Below are 13,743 nucleotides of genomic sequence, written 5' to 3' on the forward strand. Positions count from 1 at the left end.
AGACACAACGCCAGCCGCTACACGAAAGTTAGACAGGGTCTAGCTCGTGCCGAAAACTCTCGTCCCCGAGAAAGTCGACGATGAAAACAGACGAAATTCGCGAAAAGTATCTCTCGTTCTTTGAAAGCAAAGGCTGTGTACGTCGCCCCAGTGACGTGCTTGTTCCGCGGGACGATCCAACGGTGTTGTTCACCCCCGCCGGCATGAACCAGTTCAAAGAACAGTTCATGGGCATCAATATCGATTACACCCGGGCGACCACCTGCCAAAAGTGTCTGCGGACTGGTGACATCAGCAATGTCGGCGTGACCGCGTATCACCACACGTTCTTCGAAATGCTGGGCAATTTCTCCTTCGGCGATTACTTCAAGAAGGAAGCCATTCACTGGGCGTGGGAATTCCTGACCGGCAAGCAGTGGATGAATATCAATCCTGATCAGCTTACGGTCAGTGTGTACCAAGGCGAACACGGTTTCGACAAAGAAGCCTACCGCATTTGGCACGAGGAAATCGGTCTGCCGGACGATCGCATCGCCAAGCTCGAAGAAGACGAAAACTACTGGCCGGCCAGTGCCCCGAGTGAGGGCCCCGACGGTGTTTGCGGTCCGTGTAGCGAGATTTTCTTCCACCCCGAAGGTTCGAAGGAAGTCGAGATCTGGAACCTGGTATTCACGCAGTTCAACCGCGTCGGCGATCCGCCTGACAACCTCCGGCCGCTGCCGAAGAAGAATATCGACACCGGCATGGGGCTGGAGCGGATGGCGTCCGTCATGCAGGGCGTGAAAAGCAATTTCGAAATCGACACGCTCAAACAGTTGTGCCTCGCTGCTGGGGATGTCGTTGGCAAAAAGTACAGTTTCGACGATCCCGCTGGTCGCCCGATTCGTCGAATTGCCGACCATGTGCGGGCGGTGACTTTTGCAATCCACGAAGGCGTGATGCCGGACAAGGAAAAGGAAAACTACGTCGTTCGGCAACTCCTGCGGCGTGCGGTTCTGGAAGGCTATCTTCTTGGGCAAACCGAGCCGTTCCTGTACCAACTCGCGCCGAAAGTCGCCGAGGTGATGGCGTCGGCTTATCCCGAATTGAAAGAAACCGTCGCCAGCGCTCAAGGCACGATCAAAGAAGAAGAATCGCAGTTCCTCGAAACGATTGATCGCGGACTGCATCGCTTCGAATCGGCCGTAAAGTCGGCTGGCAAATCGAAAGACAACCAGATTTCCGGCGAAGATGCCTTCACACTGCATACGCAAGAGGGGTTCTTGATTGAACTCGTCGAAGCGATGGCCAACAAGAAGAATCTTTCTGTCGATCGCAAGCGGTTCAACGACCTGATGACCGAACACACCCTCATCAGTCAGGGTGGCAGCAGCGGGTTCGATTCCGTGATGGCCGAAGGTCCGTTGGATGCGGTTCGCAAAACGAGTGGGCCGACCGAATTCCTTGGCTACGACACAACACATGCTGACGGCAAAGTCATCGGCATCATCGCGAACAAGCAACTCGTGGAGTCTCTCGAAGAAGTCGGCCATGTGTTGCCTGTCGGTGTGATTCTCGATCGCACGCCGTTCTATGGCGAAGCAGGGGGCCAGGTCGGCGATAGCGGTGTGCTACGCGGTGACGGCATCGAGTTCGAAGTCCTCACCACGCAGAAACAGAAGGAACTCACGCTCCATATCGGGCACCTGAAGCAGGGCGTGTTGAAGTTGGATCAAAAACTGACTGCCGAGGTCGTTTCCGATCGGCGGGAAGGTATCCGTCGTGCACACACGGCGACACACTTGTTGCACTTCGCCTTGCATCAAACGATCGGTAAAGACGCCACCCAACGGGGGTCTAAAGTCGACAGCGATGAACTCCGCTTCGACTTCGCTCATGGTAAGTCGTTGAGTGATGAAGAGATCCTGAAGATCGAAGACATCATCAACGAACGCGTCAGCACAGGTGCGGCTGTCGAAACGGCCGTCATGCCGATCGAAGAAGCCAAGAAACTTGGGGCGATGGCCTTATTCGGCGAGAAATATCCAGACCGAGTGCGGGTCGTCAGCATTGGAGACTTCAGTCGCGAATTCTGCGGCGGTACACACCTCAGCAATGCCGGGCAAGTTGGGCTGTGCAAAATTGTCAGCGAGGAACCCGTCGCCAAGGGCGTGCGACGCATCAAAGCTCTTACCGGCCCCAAGGCACTTGGACAAATTCGGGAAACCGAGAACCTTGTGAAAGAACTAGTCTCGCTCCTCAAAACTCCAGGACCCGCGGATCTGCCACGTCGGATCGAACAACTCCAGGAAGAACTTCGACAAACAAAAAGGGAAATTCAAAAGGTCGCCAGCCAGAACGTCTCCGGTTTGGTGGACGAACTGCTTGCCAATGCCGAGACAGTGGGCGACGTCAAAATCGTGACGCATGTCGCGGAGAATATCACCCGTGAAGCGATGCGGGATTTCGTCGATCAACTTCGGCAAAAGGGCGGACCCATTGCGATTCTGCTCGGAGCCGAAATCGACGGCAAAGCGGCGTTGATTGCCGGGGTGAGCAAAGACCTTATCAAGCAAGGCGTAAAAGCCGGTGATGCCGTAAAAGTCGCCGCTCAAGCCGTTGGCGGTGGTGGTGGCGGAAGACCTGACATGGCCGAAGCCGGCGGCAAAAATCCCGCTGCATTACCAGACGCCATCAAAGCTGCTGCAGACTTCTACCGCGAAAAACTCGGCGGCTGAGTTTGCACGCCATCCGGGTGTAGGGACGAGGACCAGCATATTCGGAACTTCGTCGATGTCAGTAAGGTGGGTTACACTCAGCTAACCCACCTTACTCAGACTCGGTCGGTTTGAGCTTGTCGAAGACGCTGTCGACTGTCTTCTTCAAGACGTCCAAATCATCATAGAACTTTGCATCGCGACGGTTGTTGAGCAAGACAGCAATGTTGAAGCCATCACTGCGTTGTCGGGCCATTGCTGTGGTACCGGGCAAACTGCCATAGAACGTGTAGGAATAGTTTTGCCCCGGCTTGCGTGGTTCGCCGCTGATCCAAAATTGATCGAGAAACCGACACACGGCCGGTGCGGATGCGACCAATCCACCATGCGCGTCCATTACGTCGAGTAAAAACCGACGATCCTCGACCGGGTATTCGACTTCACTTGCCGGGCGGTTCTGCGAATCGCTTGTTCCGAGTGCAACCTCTTTGATCGCGTGCGGCTTGAAGACGAGTTCTTGCACGCATTCGAAGTAGGGTTTGTCGTAGGCTTTTTCCAGCACTCGCCCCAACACGCAATACCCGAAGTTGGAGTAGACCGACTTCGAGCCAGGTTGGAATTGTAAGGGCTGCTGCCACATGTATGCGACGACGTCGCTTGGTGTCGGCGTTTTTCTCGGATTGAGCGTTTGCAGAATTCGCACGCCTTGGAACATGGGGTCGAAACCCACTCCGCGATCCCATCCGCCCTTATGGTTTAGTAGATGCTCGATGGTGATGTCGTTCAGTCGCGTGTCGGCGGGTTCGCCGTGTGTTTTCGACATCTCCAAGAACTCAAACGCTTTGGTTTTGAGCGTCAACTTTTGCTGACGAATCGCGGATTTTATCGCCGCTGCTGTAATTGGTTTGCTCACGCTGGCGATGCGAAACAAAGCCGACGATGTGACTGGCGTTTGTCGACTCTGATCCTGAAAACCGAAGCCCGCCGAAAATAGCAATTTGCCATTCCGAGAGACTGCCACTGTAGCCGCTTTCGCATCGACGAGTTTCATAGACTCACGAATCGCTGTTTCCAACGCGGTTTGGGTGGCATCATCCAATCCCGACTTCTCATCATCGGCAATCGCCGGGGTCGAAAAATGCCCGATGAGCATAACAATCAACAGAGCAATCGAAACGGCGTGTGTCATGAGATGTCACTCTTGAGCGGCGGTGTGTTCAAGCCGATCTTTCGCTTCCTGGGCCCACGGGCCACGCGGGTCGCAATCGAGATAGGCTTGCCAATGATGTAGAGCTTCGTCCGTGCGGTCGAGTCCATCGAGCAGGGCGGCTTTGTGTCGATGAGCATCAGGATATTCGGAGTGAATATCCAAGGCGGCATCAAAAGCCATCAGTGCGGATTCCGTTTCGCCGGCCTCTTCAAGCACACAACCAAGTTGTGTCCACGCTTCGATGAATTGGGAATCGTGTTCGAGGGCCGCATAGTACCGTTCACGAGCAGCCTCGGTTTGGCCGGCCCGGTAAAGAGTTTCCGCCAAGTGAAAGTGGACCACCGGATCGGTTGGTTGTTCCATCAAACACAGTCGAAACGCGTTGATCGCCGAGGGCAAATCACCCGAGTCACTAAACTCGCAACCTTCTTGGAACCATCGCTCGGCCGTCCACGAATCTTGTTCGGAAGACGTGTTCGTGAGGTGATCGTCGGTCGCCATTGGACCGGGCAATGTCGCCGGTTCGTCGTCTTGGTCGACTTCGGAAAAATCAAAATACCGTTGTCGGCTCACCGGTTCGACCAGCCCGGCTTCGTCGCGGTAGAGCAGGGTGGTCCGGTTCTGCATGAGCACGTCGAGTTGCGCCAATGGTCGGTCGACGTGCGGGAGCAACTCGCGAATCTGTTCCAAACTCGCTTTGAGTTTCGCACTCGATACACCCGCTTCGAGCAATTCACTCAGTCGGCGGGCGGCAGCGACTTCGGAGAAATCAAAGTACGCCAGCCGAAAGACCTTCTTCACCGGGCGAATCAATCCGACGCGTTCCCAACGACGAACTGTCGTGATGGGAACATTCAGAAGTTGACTGAGCGTTTCGCTGGTGCATAACCTTCGTGTTTGTCGTGACGGATCGGTCAATCCGATCAACCGGAGCCAATCCGATTCCGTCACCAACCGCGACGCGACTCCACGCTGTTGCCATTCCAGAAAGCGGACAAGTCGCTGAGGTGGTTGGCCGTCGGTGTCGAGCGGGCACCCCTCATCACCGACCACTAGCATCGTCGTCTGCTTGGCCACATGATCGGTCGCCACCCCACCGTTCTGTTCAACAAGTTCGATCGCCTCGCGATGCGTCATCGAAACCAATGTGCCCGTGAACGCCACCAGTTCCCCCTGAAGTGGCGGTGAACTGGTCATCGTCACGTCAGTGGTTGTGGTCGATTCGGAGTCGCTAGAATGTGGAGGATGAGTCGCAGCCATACGGTTATATTCGAGCAAACGTCGTCGAGTTGTCAATCGGCAAAGAGCCAAGTGTGGAGAGTGGCAAATTCTGACGCTGAAAACTATAAACGACTCAGACGAAGTCGATTTGAACCAAAGGTGAACTTATGTCATTGCGAGATGCCGATCCAACTGTTTGGGACATGATTCAGCGTGAGGAAACCCGACAGGTCGAGGGATTGGAACTCATTGCGTCGGAAAACTACACCAGTGCCGCCATTCAGGAAGCCGCCGGCACGGTTTTGACGAACAAGTACGCCGAGGGATACCCCGGTCGGCGGTATTACGGCGGGTGCGAATTCGTTGATGAAGTGGAATCGCTGGCCCGTGATCGTGTGAAGGAACTCTTCGGAGCCGAACACGCCAACGTGCAGCCCCACGCCGGTTCCCAGGCGAACATGGCCGCCTATATGTCGGTGCTAAAGCCGGGTGACACGATCCTCGCGATGGACTTGGCCCAGGGTGGACACCTGACGCACGGAATGCATCTGAACTTCTCCGGTCAGTTGTACAACGTAGTTCACTACGGGGTGCGAGAAGACGATCATCGGATTGATTTCGACCAGGTTGCCAGTCTTGCCAAAGAGCACAAGCCTAACATGATTGTCGCGGGTGCAAGTGCGTATCCGCGAGAAATCGACCATGCGAAGTTCGCGGATATCGCCCGCGAAAACGGCGCGAAGTTGATGGTCGATATGGCTCACTACTCCGGTTTGGTGGCTGGGAAAGTTCACAACAACCCAGTACCCGTTGCAGACTTTGTGACCTCGACCACCCATAAAACACTGCGTGGTCCTCGATCCGGGATGGTGCTCTGCAAGGAAGAATTCGCCAAGGACGTCGACCGTACGGTCTTCCCAGGATTGCAGGGCGGGCCGTTGATGCACATCATTGCGGCGAAAGCCGTTTGTTTCGGTGAGGCGTTGTTACCGTCGTTTGAAACCTATGCCCAACAAGTTGTCTCCAACGCAAAAACGTTGGCGGAAACTTTGGCGGGTGGCGGCGTTCGCTTGATGAGTGGCGGAACCGACAACCACCTGATTCTGACCGATGTGACCTCCATCGACCTCACCGGCAAAATCGCTGAGAAGGCACTCGATCAAGCGGGAATCACAGTCAACAAGAACATGATTCCTTACGATCAACGCAAACCACTCGACCCCAGTGGGATTCGGATCGGAACCGCCGCTCTCACGACACGTGGCATGAAGGAAGCCGAGATGCAGCAGGTGGGTCAGTGGATCTTGCGGGTGATGAAGTCCGCCGACGATGCCGCCGAGATTCAAAAAGTCCGTGGCGAAATTCAAGAATTCGCCCGTAACTTCCCTGTGCCTGGCATCGCGTCAGCTTCCTGAGAACGTTAACAGCAATTAGGTGCCATGCCCGCCTTGAACAGTGGGCACGGCACCTAAGTCATTCGTGACAACTCAAAAATCACTTGTCGGCAGCGGGTTTTTTCTTGTTGGTGGCCTTCTTGGCGGGTTGGGCGTTTTCGCCTTTGACGCGGGTGTATTCGATGACCATCGATTTCATTTCCGGTGCACCTGGCATCGTCATGAACATCGTAAACGAAAATTTGTCGTTCGACTCGTAATCCGTCACCATCCGGAACTTCATTTCGCCCAACGGAGTGGACGCGGTACCGGTTTCTACCATTTGGTGTTTGTCTTCATCGTATTTGCCGGTGGTCGACATAATCCCGGTCCCCATCGAATCCATCCAGCTGCCGACATATTTCTTTGTCGCATTGTCGTAACCTTGAATGCCGATGCCGGTGTAGGGCTTGCCTTCGTACTCTCCCTGGAAACGTTGTTGCAGGAAGCGACCGCCTAGAATTACGCGGAACGTTGCACTACCTTTGGTGACGGAAGGTTCCAAAGGGTTGGGATAGAAGCTTGTCGTTTTTGTCTCCCACTCGCCGACCATGCGACGGAACTGCTTGTGCTCTTTGCCCGGAGTCGCGAACTCTTCAAACTGTTTTTCGAGTTCTGCCAGATCGACTTCTTCAGCAGCATCCTGTGACCAAGCCGTCCCCGTAGTCCCCAGAACCATAGCCAACGCCACCAACCAACATGACTGACGCATCACAACTCTCCCGGCTTACGCGTAAATGACACGGAACACCAGTCTTTGTACCATGGCTTCTACTAACGAACAAGTGTTCTCTATCTGAGATTTCTGTGAACGACGCCGGACGATGTTGGTCAGTGGGTAAACCGTTGCAGTTGTTCGACGGGAATGACGGCGTTCAAGCTGCCCGATCGAAATCCTTCGAGATCCACCGTCACGAACCGAAACCCAAGTCGTTTAAGTTCCGCCGTCACTTTTCCACGATTGGCGGAATCGAGCAACGTTGGCAGGTCCTCGGTCGGAACTTCGATCCGGGCGAGGTCATTGGCTTCGTGACGCACCCGAAATTCTCGGAATCCAAATGTTTGTCGTAGGTATCGTTCGGCCGCATCGACGCGTTGCACCCGTTCCGGCGTGACTTCCACACCGTAAGCAATACGACTGGAAAGACAGGGCATGGCGGGTTTGTCCCACACGGGTAGGTCCCACAATTTGGCCAACTCCCGCACGTCGGCTTTGGTGAGACCAGCTTCGATCAATGGACTTCGAACGCGATGTTCACTCGCCGCTCGCATGCCAGGACGGTGATCGCCACGGTCGTCCAGGTTCGCTCCGTTGACAATTACAACACCGTCGTCGATAGACTCGGAAAGTAAACTTTCCAACCGGTCATACAGTTCCGTCTTGCAGAAGTAACAACGATCCGGCGCGTTTTTGGTGTAGTCCGCATTGGCGAACTCCTGCGTGTGAATCACGCGATGCCGAATTCCGATCTGTGCCGCAAGTGCTTGTGCCTCTTCGAGTTCGCCACTTGCGAGACTCGAACTCACAGCCGTCACTGCTTCTGCATTCTCGCCACACCCCAGCTGAGCGGCTTTCGCGACGACGGTACTGTCCACGCCGGCGGAAAACGCCACTACGACCCGTCTACATTCGCGGAGAATGTTCAACAGTCGCTCGAGTTTGGTCTGCAATTCGGTGGGGGAGGGCATGAGATTCCAGCACTTGAGAAAATTTCGCGACTCTCATCATCGTAAGACGAGATTTCAACGCGATCAACTGGTGGAATCCGTTTCAACGCTCCGGAAAGACACGAACATTTTGGCAATTCGGTGGGTAAACTGATGAATGATGGCCGACCGGGTCGGATTTCATTAAAATGTTGGCACAACGTGGAAAACGTTTCAGGTGATCCCAAAACGGGGAAGCAGATTCGATGGGAATACGTCAGATTGGAATTGTGGCCATTCTGTTCGGTGTGGTTTTCGCGGGTGGCAATGCCGATGCGGCGTTGAACTCGGCCCAGCGTCGTGAGTTGCAATCGTTGCAACGCGAGCTGTCGAAAGTCGCCTCGATGGTCCTGCGGAAGGATGTCGAGGGGGCGGAAAAACTGCTCGACGAGACGCAGAAGAAGATCGACGAAATCGTCAAGGAGGCGAAAGCCGAAGACGATCGGTTCGTCAAAACCCTGAAACAGACCATGGAACGTCACCAGCAAAAGATCCGTACGCTCAAAGGCGAAGATCCCGCGAAACCCGGAGAGGGCGAAGCAGGTGGCATGAGTTTCACGGACGATGTGCGGCCGATTTTGGCGAAATACTGCGGGGGTTGTCATATCGATAACGCTCGCGGCGGTTTGCGGTTGGGATCGGCGTCCGCAGCGGTGCAGGGCGGTCAGAAGGGTGCCGCGGTTGTACCCGGTAATCCGAATGCCAGTTTGATGTTACGTCGAATTGCCGCCGGCGAAATGCCTCCGGGGAATCGTCCGAAACCGAATGCCCAGGAAGTGGCTGTTCTCGCCAAGTGGATTGCCGACGGTGCGAAAGAAGGCGGACCGTCCAAGAAACTGCCGAAAGTGGACGTCCCTAAACCCACCGGTAATGAAACGGTTTCGTTCAAAGAAGACATCGCACCGTTCATGGTCAATTTATGCACGGGTTGTCACAGCGGGAACAATCCGCGTGGCGGGTTGGACCTGACAACCGTTCGCAAAATGATGCTCGGTGGCGACACTGGCATGGTCATTTTGCCGGGCGATTTGGAGAACAGCCGGATGTTCGCATTAGTTTCCGGCAAAGAAGCTCCGCGGATGCCACAAGGGCAAGCTCGTATCACGCGAAAGAACTTCGAAGACTTCAAAAAGTGGTTCGAAGAAGGCAACAAGATCGATGTCGAAGACCCGGACAAGTTGCTCCGCGATGTCGTACCAACCCCTGCGGAATTGTTGGCACGGGAATTAGCTGCCCTGACGCCCGAAGAGTTTCAACAACGACGCCTGCAACGCAGCCATGATGCGTGGAGCAGGGCATTGCCAAAGCAGAGCTATCGCATTTACGAAACCCGTGATTTCGCCATCCTTGGTAACGTGCCGAGTGAGCGGTTGCTCGAAATCGGCAAGTGGGCGGAAGAACAAGCTGCGACGTTGCGAGAGATGTTTGGCCACAAGGCCGACGAAGAACTCTGGAAAGGCCGGTTGGCGATTATCGTCCTCAAAGACCGCTACGAATTCGGTGAGTTCAATCTCATCATCGAACGTCGTGAAAGTCCCGCGGAATTGACGGGGTATTCGCGAGTCACTTCGAATGGGCAAGACGCTTACGCGGTGTTACTCGATGTCGGTGATGAATCCAGTGCTGCTAGCCCAGGGATGCGGGTGAGTGTAATCTCGCAAATCATTGGGGCGTATTTGGCCCGCGGAGAAGGGCAGTTGCCGGAGTGGCTCAAACGTGGAACGGGCTTGGTCATTGCAGCTGAAAGCATCGAGGAAGACCCGTATCTGCAAGGTCTCAAAAGAGCCGCCCAGACGCCGTTGCAACGAGTGACAAGACCCGAAGACATCTTCGCCGACGGACAGTTCTCGCCGACGGAAGTCGGACCGGTGGGTTACACCATCGTCGACTTTCTGATCAAAGGCGGCACGAAACGGAAGTTCGGCGAGTTCATCGCGGCTTTGCAATCCGGAGCCACGGTCAACAACGCCATCCAAAGCGTCTACCGTGTAACCCCACAACAACTCGCGGTGAACTTCTTCGCAACTCCGCGATAGATTTGTAGGCTGGGTCGCGACCCAGCATTCCCGCCCTCAATGACACACTGATGCTGAGACTTGTCTTAGCCGACGATTTTGACGGAACCTCGCTGTCAGAAAATGGGATGAGAGTGAATGGCAGATGTGGTGGTGATTGGCGGGGGCGTCATTGGATTGTCGCTGGCTTGGGAATTGTCCGGGCAGGGGGCCAAGGTCGCGGTACTTGATCGACAGTCGATGGGGCAAGAAGCCTCGTGGGCGGGTGCGGGCATGTTGCCACCGGGGAAAGTTGGCCCCGCGATGAACCCGGAGCAACGCTTGCGTGCCCACAGTCATCAACTGTGGAAACCTCTCAGCGAAACACTCACCGACCTGACCGGAATTGATAACGGCTTTCGCAATTGTGGAGCACTTGAAGTCGGTTTCCCTGGCGAGCACGATCGCATTGCGAATGAAATTGCGACGTGGAAGTCGGAAGGGGTCGTGGTCGATGTGCTCGATTCCAATGCGTTACGCAAGCAAGAACAAAAATTGAATCGGGAAATTGAAACCGGTTATTTGCTGCCCGAGATGGGGCAAGTTCGCAACCCTCGGCATCTCAAGGCTTTGGCCGTCGGATGTGGACTCCGTGGAGGTGTGACGTTCCATTCCAGTCTCGAAGTGCAGGGGTTTGAAACGGATGGCGACCGCATTACCGGTGTTCGCACACGGGGCGGAACGATTGAAGGGGATCAATTTTGCCTGACTGCCGGTGCTTGGTCGGGTGAGTTGGCATCTCAAGTGGGATTGAAGTTACCGGTGAAACCTGTTCGTGGGCAGATCGTATTGCTCTCGACGGTTCCACGAGTGTTGACACGAATCGTGCAACAAGGGCGACGGTATCTTGTGCCACGTCCAGATGGGCGGTTGCTAATCGGTGCCACCGAGGAATACGACACCGGTTTCACGAAGCAGAACACCACCGCCGGCGTCACCGCGTTACTGCAGTTCGCCGCCAAGATTGCCCCGTGCTTGGAACTCGCGAAGATCGAACAGATGTGGTCCGGGCTTCGGCCAGGTTCACCGGATGAACTCCCCTACCTCGGAAAAGTGCCGGATATGAAGAACTTCTTCGTGGCGGCCGGTCATTTCCGCTCGGGTCTACAAATGTCGCCGGCGACTGCTCGGGTCATGAGACAACTCATCCTCGGTCAAGAACTCGATTTCTCACTCGACGGCCTCGAATGTGATCGAACCGCTACTGCCGACGAGTCGTGAAATTCCTCGATCCTCTATTCTCAAAACAAACATGCGTGCGGTTGTTCAACGAGTTTCCCAAGCCAGCGTGACGGTCGAAAACGAAACTGTCGGGCAGATCGGCTGTGGATTTCTGGTGTTACTCGGTGTGGGGTCCGACGATACCCCCGCCGATGCCGACTACCTCGCCAAGAAAATCGTCGGGCTGCGAGTCTTCGAGGATGACGCCGGGAAAATGAATCGTGGTTTGCTGGATGTCGGCGGAGACTTACTTGTGGTCAGTCAATTCACCCTCTGGGGAGACTGTCGTAAAGGTCGTCGGCCAAGTTTCGTAGCCGCGGCTCCACCAGAACAAGCGGATAAATTGTATCAGCATTTCGTTGCGGTGGCTCGATCGGAAGGTGTGAACGTCGAAACGGGACGCTTCCGCGCAGATATGAAAGTTTCGCTCGTCAACGATGGCCCAGTCACTTTACTTTTGGACAGTCAGAAGGAATTCTGAACGGTCGATTTGCTCTTCTCACCGATGACCCGCAGCGGTTATACTCCGCCCGTGACCCCGATCAGGTCGGACTTGGATTCGGGAATTTCACAGACCCTCAGAGCACCGAGCGGCAGGAAGCCCCATGTGGTACGATCTACTCATTGCCTGTATTCTCATCTATGCGACATTGCGTGGCGCTCAGAAGGGGATCACTTGGCAGCTGGCGGTCATCGGTTCGGTGCTGATGTGCTTCGCCTTCGCTGGCTCGCTTTCAGAGAAGATGGCTCCATTTTTCACCGTCGATCCGCCCTTGAACAAGTGGCTGGCGATGTTGGTGCTATACGTCATCTTCTCGATCATCTCCTTCGCGATGGCTCGCCAGCTGAAATCGCTAATTGAGAAAGCGAAGTTTCAAGAACTCGACAGCCATTTGGGCGCTGTTCTTGGACTTGCCAAAGGCGGGCTCATTGCCTTTGTGATGACGTTCTTCGCGATTACATTGACGCAGAAATTTCCGCAGATGCGTGATGAAGTGTTCTACTCTTATACCGGGCATTATGCAGCCGTGATTGCAGACCGCTTGCATACGGTTCTGCCCAATGAACTGTATGACATCGTGCATCCGCATTTGCATCAACTGGATCGTCCTGGTCTTGATCTGCATGCGCATTCCGAGGACGAAACCTCACACTACGACGCCGACGAGCCACACACCGACGACCGGCGTGGCCAACCGCCTGCTCCGATTCGGATTGTCCCACCGACCGATCCGTTAGCCGAAAATGAAGGCTGGGATACCGGCCACGAGCCATTCTCGAACGATTCCCCAATCGCAGACCGGAACTCGGCAAATGATGCGTTAGCTCGGCAAGAGTGGGAGAAGTTGTTGCGGGAAATCGGCTCGGTTTATTCCGACGACCCAAGTGCTCAGAACGCAATTACGAGTGAAGTCAGTACCGCGTTAGGCGGATTGCCGGATCGGGTGAAACTCGCTGTCATCAAAGATTGGTACACCGATTTGCTCGTATTCGATCGCTCATCCGATCCCGATCCGCAAACTGATTTGAGCAGTCCACTCGATCAACGAATCATCCGGCAACTCGAACGCACCGGCGTGCCGTTGTCGACACTCTCCGCCGATTTGCGAGACCGATTGCGAGATCAACTCCGTCGATAAATAGGGCACACCATCGGCTGTTAGAGCGACATGATGATCCAGCGTCTCAAGACGATCCATCGCAAATTCGGTTTCTATCAAACGACGCGAATTCTGGTTGGTAGTCTACTTGCAGTTGGCATCCCATTGTTTCTGATCGCATGGCGTGGGTGGATCGCGTCCTGGGTGATTTTCGTCTGTGTGGTTGGCTACGTTATCGGCGTCCGCCAGGCTCAACAGAACTCTCAAAACCCGGAACGTGCAACGTCGCAACTCAATCTTGGAATGCGACTGACCGTGGCTTTGATGGCGATCGCCAGCTTCTCTTACGAGACGCTATGGTTTCTAATTGGCGTGGCGGGAGGTACAGTCGCTTATATCACCGCGATGTTGGACTGAACCTTGTCAGACCCGCGAATCGTCAATCTGAATCGGAAACCGGGAGTCGAACAGTAACGGAACACCAATCGAGTGATGCCTGCGAATCCCAAGGCATTTTCAAGCTGAAGGTAACATAAGGGACATTATCGGACGTTGGGTATCACCAATTTTGGAACCCCCAAACGCGACACTTCAGCTGCA

At 54.9% G+C, this 13,743-nt stretch carries 11 protein-coding genes; 7 read left to right on the forward strand and 4 right to left on the reverse strand.

From position 1 onward, the window contains the following. Window positions 1-80 precede the first annotated feature (80 nt). Window positions 81-2,717, forward strand: coding sequence for an alanine--tRNA ligase (gene alaS, locus AC5DDB_RS03305; protein ID WP_491738251.1), 2,637 nt, complete (start codon window positions 81-83; stop codon window positions 2,715-2,717). Between the two features lie 91 nt (window positions 2,718-2,808). Here the strand turns inward: alaS and AC5DDB_RS03310 are convergent, their stop codons facing one another. After that, window positions 2,809-3,885 carry a serine hydrolase domain-containing protein gene (locus tag AC5DDB_RS03310; RefSeq protein ID WP_491738252.1) on the reverse strand — a complete coding sequence of 359 codons (1,077 nt, stop codon included), beginning with the start codon at window positions 3,883-3,885 and terminating at the stop codon, window positions 2,809-2,811. Between the two features lie 6 nt (window positions 3,886-3,891). Next, on the reverse strand, window positions 3,892-5,103 hold the full coding sequence (locus tag AC5DDB_RS03315) for a tetratricopeptide repeat protein (RefSeq protein WP_491738253.1): 1,212 nt from the start codon (window positions 5,101-5,103) through the stop codon (window positions 3,892-3,894). Between the two features lie 191 nt (window positions 5,104-5,294). Between AC5DDB_RS03315 and glyA the strand changes: the two genes are divergently transcribed. Beyond that, window positions 5,295-6,542 carry a serine hydroxymethyltransferase gene (gene glyA, locus AC5DDB_RS03320; protein WP_491738254.1) on the forward strand — a complete coding sequence of 416 codons (1,248 nt, stop codon included), beginning with the start codon at window positions 5,295-5,297 and terminating at the stop codon, window positions 6,540-6,542. A gap of 79 nt (window positions 6,543-6,621) precedes the next feature. On the opposite strand, the gene AC5DDB_RS03325 is transcribed toward glyA, so the two are convergent. Next, window positions 6,622-7,272 (reverse strand): DUF1579 domain-containing protein, encoded by a 651-nt coding sequence (locus AC5DDB_RS03325; protein WP_491738255.1) that lies wholly within the window; start codon window positions 7,270-7,272, stop codon window positions 6,622-6,624. 119 nt (window positions 7,273-7,391) lie between these two features. Further along, the gene (gene larE / locus AC5DDB_RS03330) at window positions 7,392-8,249 is read right to left on the reverse strand and encodes an ATP-dependent sacrificial sulfur transferase LarE (RefSeq protein ID WP_491738256.1); all 858 of its coding nucleotides are present in this window, start codon (window positions 8,247-8,249) and stop codon (window positions 7,392-7,394) included. Window positions 8,250-8,473: 224 nt separating this feature from the next. On the opposite strand from larE, the gene AC5DDB_RS03335 reads away from it, so the two are divergent. The 5 genes from AC5DDB_RS03335 (at window position 8,474) to AC5DDB_RS03355 (ending at window position 13,560) form a co-directional block, all read left to right on the forward strand. Further along, a complete protein-coding gene (locus AC5DDB_RS03335) occupies window positions 8,474-10,303 on the forward strand; it encodes a c-type cytochrome domain-containing protein (RefSeq protein WP_491738257.1) in 1,830 nt (609 codons plus the stop codon). A 117-nt stretch (window positions 10,304-10,420) separates the two neighbouring features. Then, window positions 10,421-11,542 carry a glycine oxidase ThiO gene (gene thiO / locus AC5DDB_RS03340; protein ID WP_491738258.1) on the forward strand — a complete coding sequence of 374 codons (1,122 nt, stop codon included), beginning with the start codon at window positions 10,421-10,423 and terminating at the stop codon, window positions 11,540-11,542. Between the two features lie 31 nt (window positions 11,543-11,573). Continuing rightward, window positions 11,574-12,023, forward strand: coding sequence for a D-aminoacyl-tRNA deacylase (dtd, locus tag AC5DDB_RS03345; RefSeq protein ID WP_491738259.1), 450 nt, complete (start codon window positions 11,574-11,576; stop codon window positions 12,021-12,023). A gap of 124 nt (window positions 12,024-12,147) precedes the next feature. Continuing rightward, window positions 12,148-13,182 (forward strand): CvpA family protein, encoded by a 1,035-nt coding sequence (locus tag AC5DDB_RS03350; RefSeq protein ID WP_491738260.1) that lies wholly within the window; start codon window positions 12,148-12,150, stop codon window positions 13,180-13,182. A 30-nt stretch (window positions 13,183-13,212) separates the two neighbouring features. Then, a complete protein-coding gene (locus AC5DDB_RS03355) occupies window positions 13,213-13,560 on the forward strand; it encodes a hypothetical protein (RefSeq protein WP_491738261.1) in 348 nt (115 codons plus the stop codon). Window positions 13,561-13,743 lie beyond the last annotated feature (183 nt).

This window comes from Thalassoroseus sp., from assembly GCF_984380535.1.